The 17903-nt window shown below is 67.4% G+C and carries 15 protein-coding genes and 1 pseudogene; 4 read left to right on the top strand and 12 right to left on the bottom strand.

The window, feature by feature from the left end:
• Window positions 1–47: 47 nt before the first annotated feature.
• Entirely contained in the window at window positions 48–704 is a 657-nt protein-coding gene (locus tag C0461_RS04005) for a TorF family putative porin (RefSeq protein WP_292104174.1), read from the bottom strand.
• 315 nt (window positions 705–1019) lie between these two features.
• Here C0461_RS04005 and C0461_RS14455 point away from each other — a divergent pair.
• From C0461_RS14455 to C0461_RS03995, 3 genes and pseudogenes are all read left to right on the top strand, one after another.
• Window positions 1020–1418: pseudogene (locus C0461_RS14455) on the top strand (PAS domain-containing protein); the annotation flags it as partial.
• 24 nt (window positions 1419–1442) lie between these two features.
• Window positions 1443–2477: a PAS domain-containing protein gene (locus C0461_RS04000; protein WP_292104172.1), complete on the top strand. Its 1035-nt coding sequence runs from the start codon at window positions 1443–1445 to the stop codon at window positions 2475–2477.
• Window positions 2478–2490: 13 nt separating this feature from the next.
• Window positions 2491–2847 carry a response regulator gene (locus C0461_RS03995; protein ID WP_292104170.1) on the top strand — a complete coding sequence of 119 codons (357 nt, stop codon included), beginning with the start codon at window positions 2491–2493 and terminating at the stop codon, window positions 2845–2847.
• Here the strand turns inward: C0461_RS03995 and C0461_RS03990 are convergent.
• Entirely contained in the window at window positions 2844–3167 is a 324-nt protein-coding gene (locus tag C0461_RS03990; RefSeq protein WP_292104168.1) for a winged helix-turn-helix transcriptional regulator, read from the bottom strand. The genes C0461_RS03995 and C0461_RS03990 overlap by 4 nt on opposite strands.
• Window positions 3168–3589: 422 nt before the next feature.
• Here C0461_RS03990 and hmgA point away from each other — a divergent pair, with 422 nt between their 5' ends.
• Window positions 3590–4867 carry a homogentisate 1,2-dioxygenase gene (hmgA, locus tag C0461_RS03985; protein ID WP_292104217.1) on the top strand — a complete coding sequence of 426 codons (1278 nt, stop codon included), beginning with the start codon at window positions 3590–3592 and terminating at the stop codon, window positions 4865–4867.
• Between the two features lie 861 nt (window positions 4868–5728).
• Here the strand turns inward: hmgA and flhA are convergent.
• The 10 genes from flhA to C0461_RS03935 all read right to left on the bottom strand — a co-directional run.
• The gene (gene flhA, locus C0461_RS03980) at window positions 5729–7825 is read right to left on the bottom strand and encodes a flagellar biosynthesis protein FlhA (RefSeq protein ID WP_292104166.1); all 2097 of its coding nucleotides are present in this window, start codon (window positions 7823–7825) and stop codon (window positions 5729–5731) included.
• Window positions 7818–8678, bottom strand: coding sequence for a class A beta-lactamase (gene bla / locus C0461_RS03975; RefSeq protein WP_292104164.1), 861 nt, complete (start codon window positions 8676–8678; stop codon window positions 7818–7820). The genes flhA and bla overlap by 8 nt, the downstream gene beginning before the upstream one ends.
• A gap of 14 nt (window positions 8679–8692) precedes the next feature.
• On the bottom strand, window positions 8693–10090 hold the full coding sequence (locus C0461_RS03970) for a sigma-54 dependent transcriptional regulator (RefSeq protein WP_292104162.1): 1398 nt from the start codon (window positions 10088–10090) through the stop codon (window positions 8693–8695).
• Between the two features lie 38 nt (window positions 10091–10128).
• Window positions 10129–10461 (bottom strand): flagellar motor switch protein FliN, encoded by a 333-nt coding sequence (gene fliN / locus C0461_RS03965; RefSeq protein WP_292104159.1) that lies wholly within the window; start codon window positions 10459–10461, stop codon window positions 10129–10131.
• Window positions 10461–11117, bottom strand: a complete 657-nt coding sequence (locus C0461_RS03960; RefSeq protein WP_292104157.1) for a flagellar assembly protein FlbE — start codon at window positions 11115–11117, stop codon at window positions 10461–10463. Before C0461_RS03960 ends, fliN begins: the two co-directional genes overlap by 1 nt.
• Before the next feature lies 1 nt (window position 11118).
• The gene (fliG, locus tag C0461_RS03955) at window positions 11119–12156 is read right to left on the bottom strand and encodes a flagellar motor switch protein FliG (protein ID WP_292104155.1); all 1038 of its coding nucleotides are present in this window, start codon (window positions 12154–12156) and stop codon (window positions 11119–11121) included.
• Window positions 12156–13793, bottom strand: a complete 1638-nt coding sequence (gene fliF / locus C0461_RS03950) for a flagellar basal-body MS-ring/collar protein FliF (RefSeq protein WP_292104153.1) — start codon at window positions 13791–13793, stop codon at window positions 12156–12158. The genes fliG and fliF overlap by 1 nt, the downstream gene beginning before the upstream one ends.
• 119 nt (window positions 13794–13912) lie before the next feature.
• Complete coding sequence (locus C0461_RS03945) at window positions 13913–14158, bottom strand: hypothetical protein (RefSeq protein WP_292104151.1); 246 nt, start codon at window positions 14156–14158, stop codon at window positions 13913–13915.
• A 49-nt stretch (window positions 14159–14207) separates the two neighbouring features.
• Entirely contained in the window at window positions 14208–15713 is a 1506-nt protein-coding gene (locus C0461_RS03940) for an aldehyde dehydrogenase family protein (protein ID WP_292104149.1), read from the bottom strand.
• A gap of 149 nt (window positions 15714–15862) precedes the next feature.
• On the bottom strand, window positions 15863–17903 hold a 2041-nt coding region (locus tag C0461_RS03935), incomplete at its 5' end, for a vitamin B12 dependent-methionine synthase activation domain-containing protein (protein ID WP_292104147.1).

Here is a 17903-nt window from a genome sequence, read left to right as displayed (position 1 = left end):
TGCCTTTCAGAGGGTCTTGGAGCGGGGGCGCCGCCAGATCTCGGGTTTCAGAAGGAAGCGGTCAGGGCGGCCACGAGGCGACCGTCGTAGCGGTCGCCGCGGAAGTGGGCGTCGGTGTCGTACCAGCGCACGTCCAGGGCCAGATTGTCTCTCAGGGTATGGTTCACGCCCACATTCCAGGCGTTGTAGTCCGCGCCATTCTCGGCCATGCGGTTGGCCACGGCGGCGCTGACGCGGGTGGACTGGGCCACGGTCACCGAGCCGTTCAGTTCGATCCACCAGGCCTCTTCCGTGGCCGAGAATCCGTCGGGCGTGTAGTTGACGCGCAGCCGGGTGTTCACCGGGCCGAGGCGCCGGGACACGTCCGTCTGGAACTCGAAATAGTTGCTGTCGATGCCCGACCGCGTGCCGGGCAGATCGCGGTTAATCACCGAGAAGTTCAGCCCGTTGCCCGCCCAGCGGGTCTTGTAGCCGAGCGACGATACGATCTCGGCGTTCGATCCTTGGGGCAGGTCGGCGCTGGAGACCCAGACCTTGGCGTAGAAGGCGCCGTGGGTGGCCTGGACGCCGGCGAAGATGCTGGGGTCACCGTCGCTTTTGCCCAGGCCTTTCCCGACATATTCCGTCGCGACGCCAATTTCGCCGGACCAGTCGATGGCGGGGGAAGACGTCTGGGCTTGAGCTTGGGTCGAAGAAAAAGCCAAAGCAACGACGAAAGAGCCAGCCGCAATACAGGCGGCTCCGGAATACATCTTAGTCAAAATTAACCTCACTCAGCATTCTACTTGTGAAATATGGAAGTTGATAGAAAATATACGCGTTATACAGATTGCAGATAACGCGATCAGTCCTTACCAAAATCGAAATAGCAGCGCTTTCCGGGTCGGGCTGTGACCCAAAATGGGTCCTTGCGAATGATTTTCGACACCGGTGTCATGCGTTATGGACTGTGGGCGCAAGGTTAACTGGATTAAAGATCTCCGAATGAACGTCTCGAGTCATCACCGGACGCGGAGACGGTGACGTCCGCAACGGCCGCGCCTGCCGGCTATACTTTGCCGCCTGAACTCATCGCAGTTCTGGACGCCTCGCCCGATTTCCAAATTCTGCTGGCGCCGGACCAGACCATCCTGTTCGCCAACGCGGCATTCCACGCGACCAATCCTGACGAGGCGGGCCCCCTGGTCGGTCAGTCCCTGGCCGACAGCCTCATGGGCCGGGACGCCCGGCGGGCGGCCAGCCGCCGCATCATTCTGGACGCTGTCCGGCAGGCGCTGGCGACGGGGGGCGTCATCCGCCCCCCCATCTTCCGGTACGACATCCAGAAGGACATCAGGCAGCCCCCGCGTGAAGCCTGGTGGCGCCTGTGCGCCTGTCCCTGCGATCTGGATGGCCGCCCCTGCCTGCTGCTGACGTCGTCCGAGGTGACGGCGGCCCTATCCATGAGGCGCACCGACGGCGAGGATACGGGCGTCGCGGAGACGGCGGGGCAGGACGGCGCGCTGGTTTGGGCGGAACGGCGACGCCTCGGCCAGATGTTCGATCAGGCGACGGACATGATGTCTCTCGTGGTCGGCCCCGACCATGTGTTCGAACTGGTCAATCCGGCGGCGAAGCATGCCTGCGGCGACACGCAGCTGCTCGGCCGGTCGGTCCGCGACATGATCTGGTCAGACAAGGGACGCGAGGTATTGCGCCGGCTCGATGAGGCCCGCGAGACCGGGCTGCCCTTCACGACCCGCGCCCTGCCCTTTCGCATGACGCCCGAAACCGGTGAAGATCGCTTCATCGACCTCACCCTCCAGCCGCTGACCAATGACGATGGCGAGGTTGAGGCCATCTTCTGCCGCAGCCAGGACGTGACCGAACAGGTGCGTGCCCTGACCGTGCAACAGTTCCTCCGCGAAGAACTGGCTCACTGTCAGGGCAACACCCTCGCGGTGGTGCTGGCCCTGGCCGAGCAAAGCGCGGGCCACGCCGCCTCACTGGACGAATTCAAGGCTGATTTCGCGGGGCGATTGTCGGCGCTGGGGGCGGTGAACGCGACGCTGAACACCGAAGGCCCCGATGTTTCCCTGGCCGGCCTTTTCAAGGCGGTCGCGCAACGCAGTGGCCTGGCTGCACGGTTGGGAGGCTCCGGCGGCGGCGCCACACTCGGGCCGAAAGCCGCAATCACCCTTGGTCTGATGTTTCATGAACTGCTCCAGATATCGAACACCGGCGAAGCATCAGGTTCGACATGGCCGCGAATCCGGGCACACCAGCGCGCCGGGTGTCTTCATCTGATCTGGATGTCGTCCCTGTCGCGTGATTATGACCAGGACGGCGGGGACTTCGCTCACCGCCTGTTCGATCACGCTGTCCGCCATGATTTCGGCGGCCGCTGGCGCGTGCTTCGCCACAGAAAGTCGACGGCGTTTTGTTTCGAGTTTCCGCTAACCCATTCCGCCTGGGCCCGGTCCGGCGCGGTCGCATGAACTGAGGGGTCCCATGCGTGTTCTCGTGGTCGAAGATGAAACCCTGGTGCTGTTCACACTCGAGGCTGAACTGACCCGCGCCGGATTCGAGGTGGTGATGGCCAGCGATCCGGCCGGCGCCCGTGCGCGCCTCGATGAGGAGGGCGCCGATCTCAGCGGGCTGGTGGTGGATCTCAATCTGTCGTCCGAGGAAACGGGGTTCGACGTGTCGCGTCACGCCCGGACGATCAACCCGGACGTCACCGTGATCTACATTTCCGGCAATGATCCCAGCCAGTGGGCGGATCAGGGCGTGAAGGACAGCATCTTCTTCGCCAAACCGGTGCTGTCCTCCGAGGTGGCGAAAGCCTTGCAGTCCCGCATCGGCTAGACCTCGGGCGGGGCGTCGTTTTCGACCAGTTTCTCGACCGTCACATGGCTGACGGCGGCCAGGCGAATGAACTTGTCGACCACGAACCGGCTGTCGGGAAAGGCGCGGGGCGTGATGGTCAGAAGCTGGCCCGAGCGCTTCACCAGCCCATCCTTGATCAGATCATTGACCTTGCGCCGCACCGTTTCACGCGGGATGCCGGTGGAATCGGCGATCGAACGGATGTTGGTCCACAGGGTCGGCAGGGTGTCCAGGTCACCGGACAGGACCTTCTCGGACGGCAGATCGGCGAAGCCGCGGGCCATGGCGCTGCGAAGCATTATGATTAGCAAAACGAGGTGCCGGTCCAGGTCATTCGCCTGTCGTCGTGAAACAATGAGATAGTCGGTTAACGCTGATAACAAAGCCGGTGCTGCCCGGCAGTAGTCTTCGCGGATGCGCGCTTCAGTCAGTACCGGCATTCCCTACCCTGAACAGTGCCCCGTCAATCAGAAGTGCATATTCCGCATGCATTTGCACCTTTCCAAACCTCATCATTGCGTGAACGCATCGCCGCATGGGACTGCTTTGACTGCCCCTCCTGAAGGTAACCGGTGGACAAGACAGGGTCTCTGACGGGGGTTGGCGCCGCGCGCCCCAACGCTCTATGCCAAGGCGGACAATCACGAACGTCCGCCCCGAGCGGACGCGACCGGAGACAAACGCCATGACCCAGACCCGTTCCGGGGCCCCCGAAGGCTACATGCCCGGCTTCGGCAACCATGTTGCGACAGAGACGGTCGCCGGCGCCCTGCCCCAGGGCCGCAACTCGCCGCAGAAGGCGCCCTTCGGCCTGTACGCCGAACAGCTGTCGGGCACGGCCTTCACCGCCCCGCGCCACGCCAACCGCCGCTCGTGGCTGTACCGGCTGCGGCCCAGCGCCAACCACGGCGCCTATTCCCCTTATGACGGCGGTCGCCTGATCCGCACCGGCCCGTTCACCGAACAGCCGCCGACGCCCAACCGCCTGCGCTGGGACCCCCTGCCCCTGCCCGAGACCCCCACCGACTGGGTGGACGGGCTGGTCACCTGTGTGGGCAACGGCGACGCGGCGGCCACCGCCGGCATCGGCGTGCACCTGTACGCCGCCAACGCGTCCATGAAAGACCGCGTCTTCTACAACGCCGACGGCGAGCTGCTGATCGTGCCCCAGGACGGCACCCTGGACCTGTTCACCGAGATGGGCCGCATTGAGGCCCGCCCCGGCGAGATCGTGGTCATCCCGCGCGGCGTCCGCTTCCGCGTCGACCTGCCGGACGGCCGGGCCCGGGGCTATGTGTGCGAGAACTACGGCGAGCCCTTCCGCCTGCCCGACCTGGGCCCCATCGGCGCCAACGGCCTGGCCAATCCCCGCGACTTCCTGACCCCGGTCGCCTGGTTCGAGGACGTGGACCGCCCGGTGCAGATGATCCAGAAATTCCTCGGCGGCCTGTGGGCGACGCAGCTGGATCACTCGCCGCTGGACGTGGTCGCCTGGCACGGCAATCACGCGCCGTACAAATACGACCTGGCCCACTTCAACACCATCAACACGGTCAGCTTCGACCACCCGGATCCGTCCATCTTCACGGTGCTGACCAGCCCGTCGGACACGCCCGGCGTGGCCAACTGCGACTTCGTCACCTTCCCGCCCCGCTGGATGGTGGCCGAGGACACCTTCCGCCCGCCGTGGTTCCACCGCAACGTCATGAGCGAGTTCATGGGCCTGATCCATGGTGCGTACGACGCCAAGGAAGGCGGCGGCTTCGCCCCCGGCGGCGCGTCCCTGCACAACTGCATGAGCGGCCACGGCCCCGATCAGGCCGCCTATGACAAGGCGATCAGGGCCGACCTCAAGCCCCACAAGATCGACAACACCCTCGCCTTCATGTTCGAAAGCCGCTGGGTCTTCCGCCCCACGTCATGGGCCGTCGAAACCCCGGCCATGCAGCTGGACTACGACGACGTCTGGACGGGGTTCGAGAAGGGGAAGGTGGGGTAGGTCCGGGCGGGGAAGAGACCGCTGCCGACCCGTTGCGGAATTCAGCCGTTCGGCCAGTCGAACCAGCCCTCTGGCCCGATGTCGTCCTCAACCCACTCTTGCAGTCCGAAAGCCTCGGCAAGGAGGAGCGACCGCAGCTGGCCCTGAGGCCCGAGCGACCACGAGAAGTGCCAACCGCCCCACCGCCGGTCCCCATTTGTTACGTCATACCCGGTGGACGGACCGTCAGGTCTGGCGTCACCGCGCCCATTCACAAGGCGGACTTCGCTTTCCAAGAAGCGTGGTGCAGCCCAAAAGCACGGATCGTCGAGTATTGAGTTGAGCTTGCTCTCGCCTTGAGAGGTAAGGCGGACGCGATGCCATTCGGTCCACTGCGGTGGCTGGGGCAGAATAGCGGATGCCGATCTTGCATGGATTTCCCACCCCGCACGGCTCCGCCTGCCGATGATTTCACGAACCTCTGGGTCGGTCGTCAGCCCGCCGGGGGAGGTTATGAAATGAACGGCGGAGATTGGGCTGTCGGCATCCCATACGATTCCACTCTCCGTGTTTGCCCAGCCCTTCCAGATGTCTTCCAGCAGCGGGCCATGAGGATCGTCGTTGAGATGCGTAGGAAGCTGGGAAAAGTCGATATTCTGCCAAGCTGGGCATTGAGCGCGCGACACAGTGACAGGCGCCGGGAGACAGCCCGAGATGATGGCTGCCCCTATCGCCAGCAGCGATATCGTCCTCAACATCTCGCTGCGCTCCCGTTCCCCGATAGATCGAGGCCACGCCGCTGACTGCCCGTCAAGGACTGCTCCCCACCCATGACAGTCGTTAGGAACTTCCGCTTTCCAAGGCGTTGAGAGAGCCCGCCCCCTAAACCTGCCCGATCGTCTTCAGCCGCGCCTTCGGATGCACCTCGTTCTGGCTCATCACCACGGTCTGGCCGCGGAAGCGCTCGATGATGGAGCGCACATAGGGGCGGATCATGGGGCCGGTCAGCAGCACCGCCGCCTCGCCGCCCATGGCCGCGCGCTCGAACACGTCGCGCACCTGACGGATGAAATCCTGCAGCCGGGACGGCGCCATGGCCAGCTGCTTGTCCTCGCCCTGCCCCACCAGACTCTCGGCGAAGGCCTGCTCCCACTCGGGGCTCAGGGTGATGATGGGCAGGGCTCCGTCGTCGCCCTTGTGCTGCCAGCACAGCTGGCGGGCCAGGCGGGCGCGCACATGCTCCACCAGTTGGGTGACCGACGACGTATGCGGCGCGGCCTCGGCCAGACCCTCGAGGATGGCGGGCAGGTCGCGGATCGACACCCGCTCGCGCAGCAGGGTCTGCAGCACCCGCTGCAGGGTGGTGACGGTGACCACCGAGGGGATCAGTTCCTCCACCAGCTTCTTCTCTTCCGTCCCCAGCTCCTTCAGCAGCTTCTGCACCTCGGCGTAGGACAGGAGCTCGGCCATGTTCTCCTTGAGGATCTCGGTCAGGTGGGTGGTCAGGACCGTGGACGGATCGACGATGGTGTAGCCCCGGAAGGTGGCCTCCTCGCGCAGGGTCTCGTCGATCCAGGTGGCCGGCAGGCCGAAGGCCGGCTCGCGGGTGTGCTCGCCCGGAATCTCCACCTGGCGGCCCGCGGGGTCCATGGCCATCAGCTGGCCCAGCCGCACCTCGCCCGCGCCCGCCTCCATCTCCTTGATGCGGATGGCGTAGCCCTGGGTGGCCAGGCGCATGTTGTCCAGGATACGCACGGCGGGCATGACGAAGCCGAACTCCTGGGCCAGCGACCGGCGCAGGGCGCGAATCTGGTCGGTCAGGCGCCGACCCTCCAGATCGTTGATCAGGCTCAGCAGGGAATAGCCCAGCTCGATCTTGACCTCGTCGATGGTCAGGGCGGTGGAGATGGGCTCCTCCACATCCTCGGCCGGTCCGTCGGAGACCACCTCGGCCGGTTCGGGTCTCAACCGGTTTCGTCCCCGCCGCCAGGCCAGATACCCCGCCCCGCCGGACAGCACTGCGAACGGGAACAGCGGCATGCCGGGGATCAGGCCGATGAAGCCCGCCGCCGCCGAGACCATGCCCAGCGCCACCGGGTTCATGGCCATCTGGGCCACCAGCGCCTTGTCGGCCGAGCCCTCGACCCCGGCCTTGGACACCAGGAAGCCCGCGGCGATGGACACGATCAGCGCAGGCACCTGGGTCACCAGACCGTCGCCCACCGCCAGCAGCACATAGCTGGAGGCCGCATCCCCCGCCGACATGCCGTGCTGAACGATGCCGATCAACAGGCCGCCGATGACGGTGATGAAGGTGATGATCAGGCCCGCGACAGCGTCGCCGCGCACGAATTTGGAGGCGCCGTCCATGGCCCCGAAGAAGGTGGACTCCTGCTCCAGCTCCTTGCGGCGCGACCGGGCCGTGTTCTCGTCGATCAGGCCCGACGACAGGTCCGCGTCGATGGCCATCTGCTTGCCCGGCATGGAGTCCAGGGTGAAGCGGGCCGAGACCTCCGCGATGCGGGTCGAGCCCTTGGTGATGACCACGAAATTCACCACCAGCAGGATGGCGAAGATGATCACCCCGATGACGAAGCTGCCGCCCATCATCAGGGCGCCGAAGGACTCGATCACCTGACCCGCGCTGGCGGTGCCCTCGTGTCCGTGGCTGAGGATCAGGCGCGTCGAGGCCAGGTTCAGCCCCAGCCGGTAAAGGGTGACCACCAGCAGAACCGTGGGGAAGACCGCGAAGTCCAGCGGCTTCTTGATCAGCAGGGCGGTCATCAGCACCAGCACCGAGCCGGTGATGGAGATGGCCAGCAGCAGGTCCAGGATGAAGCTGCTCATCGGGATGATGAGCAGGCAGATGATCAGCACGACGCCCAGCGCCAGCGCCACCTCGCCCCGCATGAACCAGCCGAACATGTCGCGCCCCGAGGGCCGCGCCATGCCGTCCTTCATCATGCCTGCCTCAGCCATGCCCCAGCGCCTCCAGCGCCCGGCCCACAGCCTCGGCGATGACGGCCTCGCCCGCCGCGAAATCGTCGGTCGGGGGGCCTTCGTAATAGGCGGCGACGAAGATGGGCGCACCCTCGGGCGGCCAGATCACCCCGATGTCGTTGATCGGCCCCTGGCTGCTGGTCCCGGTCTTGTGCCCCACGCGCCAGCCTTCGGGGGCGGCGGCCTTGATGCGGTTCGGGCCGGTGGGCGTGTCCGTCAGCCAGCGCTCCAGCAGCGTCTGATGCCCTGCGGTCAGGCGTGTCTGGCCCGGCGCCAGCAGTCGCGCCATGTTGGCGACGGCCTGCGTCGGCGTGGTGGTGTCGCGTTCGTCGCCGACAGCGTTCAACTCAGGCTCCAGACGGTCCACGCGGGTCACCGAATCTTCCATGGAACGGTACCAGTTCCGCCACGTGTCGAGACCGCCCATTTCGCGGATCAGGATGTTGGCCGCCGGATTGTCGCTGATCTCCACCGTGGAACGGCACAGCGCCTCGATGGTCAGCTCGCCGCCCAGCGCCGGCCCCGTGACCGGGGCGTGGGACACCATGTCTTCGGATGTGATCGGCACGGCGCGATCCAGCCGCTCCTCGCCCCGGGCCACGCGCTCCAGCGTGGCGGCGGCCAGAAACAGCTTGAAGGTCGAGCAGTAGGTGAAGCGTTCCGCGGCGCGCCACGACATCTGTTGGGCGCCCTGACGGACCGCCAGACCGAGCCGCCCGTTCTCCCGCTGCTCCAGATCAGACAGATCAAAAGGACGGTCGAAGCGCACACCGACGCCGCAACCGGCAAGACCCAGCGCGCCGAGGCCCGCGATCACGCTTCTGCGTTTCACGCCCGCGCTCCCGCTCAGGCTGCGTTGTAGGCGGAGCCGGCGACGCCGGACTGGGGCGCGGGGATGGCTTCGCCCGCGTCGGCGTATTCGTTCAGCTTGTTGCGCAGGGTGCGGATCGAGATGCCCAGGATGTTGGCCGCATGGGTGCGGTTGCCCAGGCAGTGGTTCAGGGTGTCCAGGATCAGGGTCTTCTCCATCTCGGCCACCGTCTGGCCCACATAGGCCCGGGTGACCGCGTCGGCGGCCTGGGCCGCGTGGCCCGCGACGCCTTCGTCCCTCGGCGCCGCGCCCATGCCGCCGGCGCCCAGCGGCTGGCCGTCGGGCATGCGCAGGGCGTCCTCGCCGATCTCCGGGCCGGTGGCCAGCAGCACCGCCCGGTGCATGGCGTTCTCCAGCTCCCGCACGTTGCCGGGCCAGCGGTGGCCCAGCAGGGCCCGGCGCGCGGCCTCGGACAGCGGCCGGACCGGCACCCCGTTGGCCACGGCGTATTTCTTGACGAAGTGATCGGCCAACACCGCCACGTCGCCGGGCCGCTCGCGCAGGGACGGCAGGCGCAGGTTGACCACGTTCAGGCGGTACAGCAGGTCCTCGCGGAACGTGCCCTCGCTGACGGCCCGGGCCAGGTCACGGTTCGAGGTGGCGATGATGCGGATGTTGACCGACACCGGCTTGGCGCCGCCCACCCGGTCGATGACCCGCTCCTGGATGGCGCGCAGCAGCTTGGCCTGCAGCCGGGCGTCCATCTCGCTGATCTCATCCAGCAGCAGGGTGCCGCCGTCGGCCTCTTCGAACTTGCCGATACGCCGGGCCACAGCGCCGGTGAAGGCGCCCTTCTCGTGGCCGAACAGTTCGGATTCCAGCAGGTTGTCGGGAATGGCGGCGCAGTTGACCGAGATGAACGGCTTGTCGGCGCGGCGCGACTGGTGGTGCAGGTGACGGGCCATCACCTCCTTGCCGACGCCGCTTTCCCCGGTGATCAGGATGGAGGCCTCGGACTTCGCCACCTGGTCGGCCAGCTTGATGACCGCCGTCATGTTCGGGTCGGCGCTGATCATGGGCCGGTCGTCGTCGGCCACGGCGGCCAGCACGGCGGCGATCAGGTCCGCCTCGGGCGGCAGGGGGATGAACTCCTTGGCCCCGGCGCGGATGGCGGCGGCCGCCAGGTCGGCGTCAGCGTCGATGCCACAGGCCACCACCGGCACATGGATGCGCTCGGCCTCGTTGGCCGCGATCAGGGCGGCGATGTCCAGGTGGTAGTCGACCATCAGCAGGTCGGCCCCCTGCCCGCGCCGCAGGCTGTCGGTGGCCTGATCACAGCGCTCGACGTGACCGACCTTGGCGCCGTGCGCCATGGCCATCTTCACCGCCGCCGCCAGCTGTCCGCTGAGCCGTCCCACCACCAGGAGCCGCATGGTCCTTCTCCTCTAAACTCTGTGCCGAACCGTCGCCGTCAGGCGCCGGAGTCCTCGGTCTTGATGATTTCCGTCATGGTCACGCCCAGGCGGTCCTCGACGACGACGACCTCCCCGCGGGCGACCAGCCGGTTGTTGACGAAAATGTCGATGGCCTCGCCGACCTTGCGGTCCAGCTCCAGCACCGAGCCGCGGTTCAGCTTCAGCAGCTGCGCCACCGACATGTGGGCCTTGCCCAGCACGGCCGAGATGTTCACCGGCACGTCGAACACGGGCGCCAGGTCAGAGGCGGTCTTGTCGCCGGGATCATCAGCCGTCGCGAGCGCCGTGCTGTCGCCGAATTCCTCCAGGGCCAGATCGTCGGATGGCATCAGGCGTCTCCTTCAGGAGCGGTCAGGGTTTCCGCGTGTCCCCCTTCGGCCGCCAGGGCGGCGGTCAGGGCCTCGCCCACGCGGCGGGCGGAGTCTTCGGGGCTGTATTCGGCGCGGCCGTCGGCCCACTCCAGGGCGAAGGCCGCCATGTCCATGCCGGGATCGTCCCGGAAGGAGACCTGGCCGGTGAAGCCCGCCTCGGCGCAGACCGCCTCGATGCGGCCGCGGGCGTCATCTGAAAGCCCGGCGGTGCGGACCACAAGGCGGGGTGTGGCGTCGATCTCGTGACCCAGGGCCTCCAGGGCCTCGTGCAGCGGCCCCTGCGGCGTCTGCTCCAGGGCCGACCCGGCGATGATGCGGGCGGCGGCCAGGGCCAGGTCGGCGGAGGCCGCGCGATGTTCATGGGCCACCCGCGCCAGCCCGGGCAGAGCCCGTCCGACCGCCTGGCCGATCTCGGCCAGCGCCATGGCCTGCACGCCTTCCAGCTCGGCCATGGCCTGTTCCCGGGCCTCGGCGCGGGCCTGGGCGACCAGGGCCTCCACCTCGGCGGCCAGATAGACGCGCTTGACGGTCTGGGTCGGGCGTGCGGACACCACCTCGCCGGAGGCGTCGAACTCGGTGCCGAAAACGAAGGGCTGATGCTGCGGTTGGGTCATGTCAGTAGATCAACTCGTCGTCGGCGCCCTGGCCGACCAGCATGATCTCGCCCTTGGCCGCCAGATCCTTGGCCGCCTGGACCATGGTCATCTGGGCGGAGTCCACGTCCTTGAGGCGCACGGGGCCCATGGCCTCCATGTCCTCGCGCATGATCTTGGACGCGCGCTCGGACATGTTCGAGAAGAACAGCTCGCGCAGGGTTTCCGAGGCCCCCTTCAGGGCCAGGGCCAGTTGATCCTTCTCCACCGCGCGAAGCAGGGTCTGGATGCCGCCGGGGTCCAGCTTGCCCAGATCCTCGAACACGAACATCAGGGCGCGGATGCGCTCGGCCGCCTCGCGGTTGCGCTCTTCCAGCGCGCCCAGGAACCGGGCCTCGGTCTGACGGTCGAAGCTGTTGAAGATCTCGGCCATGGCCTCGTGGCTGTCGCGCTTTGACGTGCGGGCCAGGTTGGACATGAACTCGGTGCGCAGGGTCTGCTCGATCTTGTCGAGAATCTCCCGCTGCACAGGCTCCATGCGCAGCATCCGCTGGACGCATTCCAGGGCGAAGTCCTCGGGCAGGGCGGTCAGGACGCGGCTGGCGTGGTCCGACTTGACCTTGGAAAGCACCACGGCGACCGTCTGGGGATATTCGTTCTTGAGATAGTTCGCCAGGACCGCCTCGTTCACATTGCCCAGCTTGTCCCACATGGTCCGACCGGCCGGACCACGGATCTCTTCCATCAGGGCCTCGACCCGCTCGGACGGCATGAAGGCGGCCAGCAAACGCTGGGTCTGGTCGTAGCTGCCCATCAGGGAGCCCGCGCCCGACATGCCGGACACGAACTCGACCATCAGCTCCTCGACCACGCTGGCCTGGACCGAGCCGAGGGACGCCATGGCCTGCGAGATCTCCTTGATCTCGTCTTCGTCCAGCGCCTGCCACAGGGACGTGTGATCCTCGCCGAGGGCGAGCAGGATGACGGCCGCCTTTTCAGGGCCGGTCAGGCGTCGGGCGTCGTCCACACCCGGTTTCTTGGCGGCGAGGCGGGCGGCCATCAGCCCTCCTGGACCCAGGTGCGCAGGATCGAGACCGATTCCTCGGGATGCTTGTCAACGAACTCGGCCACCTTCTTGACGGAGGACGCCTTCACCTGACCCTCGATCCGGGCGATGTCGATGCGCTGGTCCATGTCAGAGGCTGGCGCGGGAAGCGCGGCGTTTCCACCGCCCGACGGCAGGGCGCCCGCCATGGCCGGCTCCCCGCCCATGGCCATGGTCTGCAGCGCCGTGACCCCGCGTCCGCCCTCGCCCCGCGCGGTCTTCAGCAGCGGACGCAGGACGAAGAAGATCAGCAGCAGGCCGGTGACCAGCAGGATCAGCAGTTCGACCCCGCGCATGATGTCGTTCTTGGTGAAGTTCATCAGCGGGGCGCCGGCGTCCGTTCCGCCGATGGCCGGGGTATCGCGGTTGAAGCGCACATTGATGACGCTGACCTGATCGCCGCGGTCCTCGCTGAAGCCCATGGCCGAACGGACCAGGGCCTCGATGCGCTGCATGTCCTCTTCGGACCGGGGCGCATAGGTGGGCTCGCCCTCGCCGCCTGCCGGCGGCGTCAGGACGCCGTCCACCGCCACGGCCACCGAGACGCGCTGGAGCTGGCCCGGCTCCCGCACCGTCGTGGTCGTAGTGTTGGAGATTTCGTAGTTGGTGATCTCGGACTGGTCGCCGCTGGTGGAGCCCATCGCCATCATGGCCGGGTCTTCCCCGCCGGGGATGTTCTGCTGTGCGCCAACCACCCCGTCGGGCCGGGCCTGATTGTCCTGCGCATTGGAGGCTGAGGTGGAGGTTGAGCGCACCACCTGGCCGTCGGGATCGAAACGCTGCTCCTGGGTGGTCTGGCGACTGGTGTCGATCTCGGCCGAGACCTGCACACGCGCGGCGCCGACGCCGACGACGCCCTCCACCAGATCGCGGATGCGGGCGGTCATGGCCGCCTCCATCTCGGACTTGCGGCCCTCGGCCAGACCGGCGGTGAAGCCTTCTTCCTCGGCCCCGGCGGCCAGGGTGCGGTTGGCCTCGTCAACCACGGTGACGCGGTCCGGGCGCATGTTCGGCACCGACGAGGCGATGACGTTTCTGATCGCGCGGATCTGGTCGCCGGTCAGGTCGCGCCCGCCGACGCCCACCACGACGGCGGCCGTGGGCTCCCCGGCCTGGCGCTGGAACATCTCGCGGCGCGGCAGGGTGATGTGGACCCGGGCGGAACTGACGCCGCGCATGGACTGGATGGTGCGCGCCAACTCGCCTTCAAGGGCGCGCTTTTCATTCAGGTTCTGCTGGAACTCGGTCTGGCCCAGCACCGACTGGTTGTCGAAGATTTCGTAGCCGACGCTGCCCGAGGTCACCATGCCGGACGAAGCCAGCATCAGACGAGCGGTGCCCACGTCGTCACGGTGGACCATGACGGTCGAGCCGTCGCCCCTGGTCTTGTACTTGATGCCCTGCTGATCAAGGGCCGCGGTGATCTCGGCGGCCTCGCGCAGGTCCAGGTTGGAATAGAGAAGCGCATCCGGCTGCTGGCCGACGCGCAGCATCAGGGCGATCAGCACGGCGGTCACGCCTGCCGCCACGCCCAGCACGGCGGCCAGACGGCCTATACCGAATCTCTGCAAAGCCGCCGTGAATCCGCCCACGCGCACCGCCCCAAACACGCGGGCGACCTCGAACGCTCCCGCTAGGCAGAAAGTGCCGCCCCCATGGTAAACGCGGTCTTAAGATGCGGTGAGGAAACCCGGAATTCGGGCGAGCGCTGTCAGCCGGAGCGCTCGAACGACCGATGCTCGACCAGCGGCGCAATGAACAGGCGGTCGCATTCGGCGTCCTCATTCTCCAGCGGGATCGCCTCGAATTCCTCTCCCGCCCGTTCCAGGGTCTCGGCCGCCAGCGCCTCGAACTCGCGCTCGTGACCGGGGCGTCGGAACAGGACGACGCCGTCCTTGGCGTCGAGCACGCCGTAGGCGGGAGAGCCTTCCAGCAGGGTGTCGAGATGATGGGCCATAGGTTATGAATTCCGGATCGTCCGAAAGGTTCACAACGGCTCCGCTCGGCTACACCTCGAACCGCACGCCCTGGGCCAGCGGCAGGGCGCCGGAGAAATTCAGGGTCTGGGTCTGGCGGCGCATGTAGGCCTTCCAGGAATCCGAGCCGCTCTCGCGTCCGCCTCCGGTCTCCTTCTCGCCGCCAAAGGCCCCGCCGATCTCGGCGCCCGAGGGCCCGATGTTGACGTTGGCGATGCCGCAGTCCGAGCCCCAGGCCGACAGGAAGCCCTCCGCCTCGCGCATCCGCTCGGTGAAGACGCAGGACGACAGCCCCTGCGGCGCCGCGTTCTGCATCGCCACCGCCTCGTCGAAATCGGCATAGGTCATGACGTACAGGATCGGCGCGAAGGTCTCGCGCAGGACCACCGCGGACTGCTCCGGCATGCGGATGATGGCGGGCTTCACATAGACCCCGCCCGCCCAGTCCGCGTGCACTCCGCCCGTCAGCACCTCGCCGCCCTCGGCGCGCGCCTGTTCGATGGCCGCATCAAAGCCCCGGCCTGCGTCCCCGTCGATCAGGGGGCCGACCAGCGTCCCGTCCTGACGCGGATCGCCGATGGACAGGCTGCCATAGGCCTTGACCAGTCGCGTCAACAGTTGATCGGCGATGTCCTCATGCACGATCAGGCGGCGCAGGCTGGTGCATCGCTGCCCAGCCGTGCCCACGGCGGAAAAGGCGATGGCCCGCACCGCCAGATCCAGATCGGCGCTGTCGCTGACGATCATGGCGTTGTTGCCGCCCAGCTCCAGCAGGCTGCGGCCCAGCCGCCCGGCCACCGTGGTCGCCACCGCCTTGCCCATGCGGGTCGAGCCGGTGGCCGACACCAGCGGGATGCGCGGATCGGCCGCCAGCGCCTCGCCCACGCCGCGTCCGCCGATCAGCACCTGCGACAAGCCGTTCGGCGCCTCATCGCCGAAGCGGGCTGCCGCGCGGTCGAACACCGCCTGCACCGCGATGGCGGTCAGGGGCGTCTTCTCCGACGGCTTCCAGATCACCGGATCGCCGCACACCAGCGCCAGCGCCGCGTTCCACGACCACACGGCCACGGGGAAGTTGAAGGCCGAGATCACCGCCACCGGTCCCAGCGGCTGCCAGGTCTCGCGCATGTGGTGACCGGGCCGCTCTGACGGCATGGTCAGGCCGTACAGCTGGCGCGACAGCCCCACGGCGAAGTCGCAGACGTCGATCATCTCCTGCACCTCGCCGGCGCCCTCGGAGACGATCTTGCCCGCCTCCAGCGTCACCAGCATGGCCAGATCGTCCCTGGCCGCCCGCAGCTCCTCGCCCAGCAGCCGCACCAGCTCGCCCCGCCGGGGCGCCGGAACCCGGCGCCAGGCGTCAAAGGCCCCCTGCGCCCTCACCACCGCCTGCTCGATGTCGTCGCTGGACGCCTCCGCCACCCGCCCCGCGCTGGACCCGTCGATGGGCGACCGCGCCTCCACGCCGCCCGCACCGAACACCGCGCCCACGCCCAGCCGCTCCAGTATCGCCTTCGCCTGATCCGCAGCTGTCATGGGGGTCTCTCTTTTCGCTATGGGCGACGAATCCATCCGTCACCCTCGGGCTTGTCCCGAGGGTCCATAGACTCCCACGGGGCCGAGAGAAACCGCGTCCTTCCGTGCGTATGGATTCCCGGGACAAGCCCGGGAATGACGGGCGGAAATTACGCCGCGTCGTCCCGCGCCGCCTGATCCGGGTCGTAGTTCAGGATCGGCGCCAGCCAGCGTTCGGCCACAGCCAGCTCCCAACCCTTGCGGCGCGCATAGTCCTCGACCTGATCCCGGTCGATCTTGCCGACGCCGAAATAGAAGCTGTCCGGGTGGCTGAAATACAGGCCCGAGACCGAGGCCGGCGGGTTCATGGCGAAGCTCTCGGTCAGTTCCATGCCCGCATTGCCCGGCGCGTCCAGCAGGTCGAACAGGGTCTGCTTCTCCGTATGCTCCGGCTGGGCCGGATAGCCCGGCGCCGGGCGGATGCCCTGATAGCGTTCGGCGATCAGGTCCGCGACGTCCAGGGCCTCGTCGGCGGCATAGCCCCACAGCTCGGTGCGCACCGCCTTGTGCATGCGCTCGGCGAAGGCCTCGGCCAGCCGGTCGGCCAGCGCCGTGGCCATGATGGCGGAATAGTCGTCGCCCTTGGCCTTGAACGCGCCCGCCTTCTCCAGCTCCCCATGCCCGGCGGTAACCGCGAAGCCGCCGATCCAGTCGTCCGTGCCCACCGGGGCGATGAAGTCCGACAGGGCCGTATTGGGCTTGCCGGGCGTCTTGGCCATCTGCTGGCGCAGGGTGTGCAACCGGGCCAGTTCGGTGGTGCGTTCGTCGTCGGCCCAGACGATGATGTCGTCCCCGTCCGCATTGGCGGGCCACAGGCCCACCACCCCGCGCGCCGTGTACCACTTCTCGGCCACGATCCGGTCCAGCATGGCCCGGGCGTCCTTGTACAGGTCCCGCGCCGCCTCACCCACGATCTCGTCGTCCAGAATGTCCGGGAACCGGCCCACCAGCTCCCAGCTGGCGAAGAAGGGCGACCAGTCGATGTGCTCGGCCAGATCCGCCAGATCCCAGGCGTCGAACGCCTTCACCCCGGTGAACGACGGCTTCGCCGGCTTGTGCGCCGCCCAGTCGATGGCGAAGCGGTTCGCGCGCGCCTTGTCGATGGGCGTGCGGGCCTTCTGGGTCTGGCCCCGCGCATACTGTTCGCGCACCCGCACATACTCGTCGCGCGTCGCCTGCTGGATGCGGTCCTTCTCGGTGGCCGACAGCAGGCCCGAGACCACCCCCACCGCCCGGCTGGCGTCGGTGACATAGGTGGTCGAGCCCCGCTTGTAGGCCGGCTCCACCTTCACCGCCGTATGGGTCTTGGAGGTGGTCGCCCCGCCGATCAGCAGCGGAATGTCGAACCCGCGCCGCTCCATCTCCGAGGCCACGAACACCATCTCGTCCAGGCTCGGCGTGATCAGGCCCGACAGGCCGATGATGTCGCAGTTGTGCGCCCTGGCCTCGTCCAGAATGCGGTCGGCCGGGACCATGACGCCCAGATCCACCACCTCGTAATTGTTGCACTGGAGCACGACGCCGACGATGTTCTTGCCGATGTCGTGCACGTCGCCCTTGACCGTCGCCATCAGGATCCGGCCCGCCTGCTCGCGCGGTTTGCCCGCCTTCTCGGCCTCCAGATAGGGCTCCAGATAAGCGACGGCCTGTTTCATCACCCGGGCAGACTTCACCACCTGCGGCAGGAACATCTTGCCCGAGCCGAACAGGTCCCCGACCACGTTCATGCCGTCCATGAGCGGGCCCTCGATGACGTGCAGCGGCCGCTCGAACCCCTGCCGCGCCTCTTCGGTATCGGCCTCGATGAACTCGGTGATGCCGTTCACCAGGGCGTGCTCGATGCGCCTGGCCACCGGCTGCTCGCGCCATGTCAGGTCCACGACCCGCGCCGCGCCCTTCTCGCCCTTGTACTCCGGCGCCATGTCCACCAGCCGCTCGGTGTTGGACACATTGGTGCGCTGGGGCCGGTTCAGGATCACGTCCTCGACCGCCTCCCTCAGCTTCGGATCGATATCGTCATAGACCGGCAGGTCGCCGGCATTGACGATGCCCATGTCCATGCCGGCATTGATGGCGTGGTACAGGAAGACGCTGTGGATCGCCCGGCGCACCGGCTCGTTGCCGCGGAAGCTGAACGAGACATTGGACACT

Origin of the sequence: Brevundimonas sp. (assembly GCF_013823285.1) — a bacterium.
Taxonomy (GTDB): domain Bacteria; phylum Pseudomonadota; class Alphaproteobacteria; order Caulobacterales; family Caulobacteraceae; genus Brevundimonas.
Note: the sequence above shows the minus strand (reverse complement) of the source record. Positions and strands in the feature narration are given on the sequence as shown.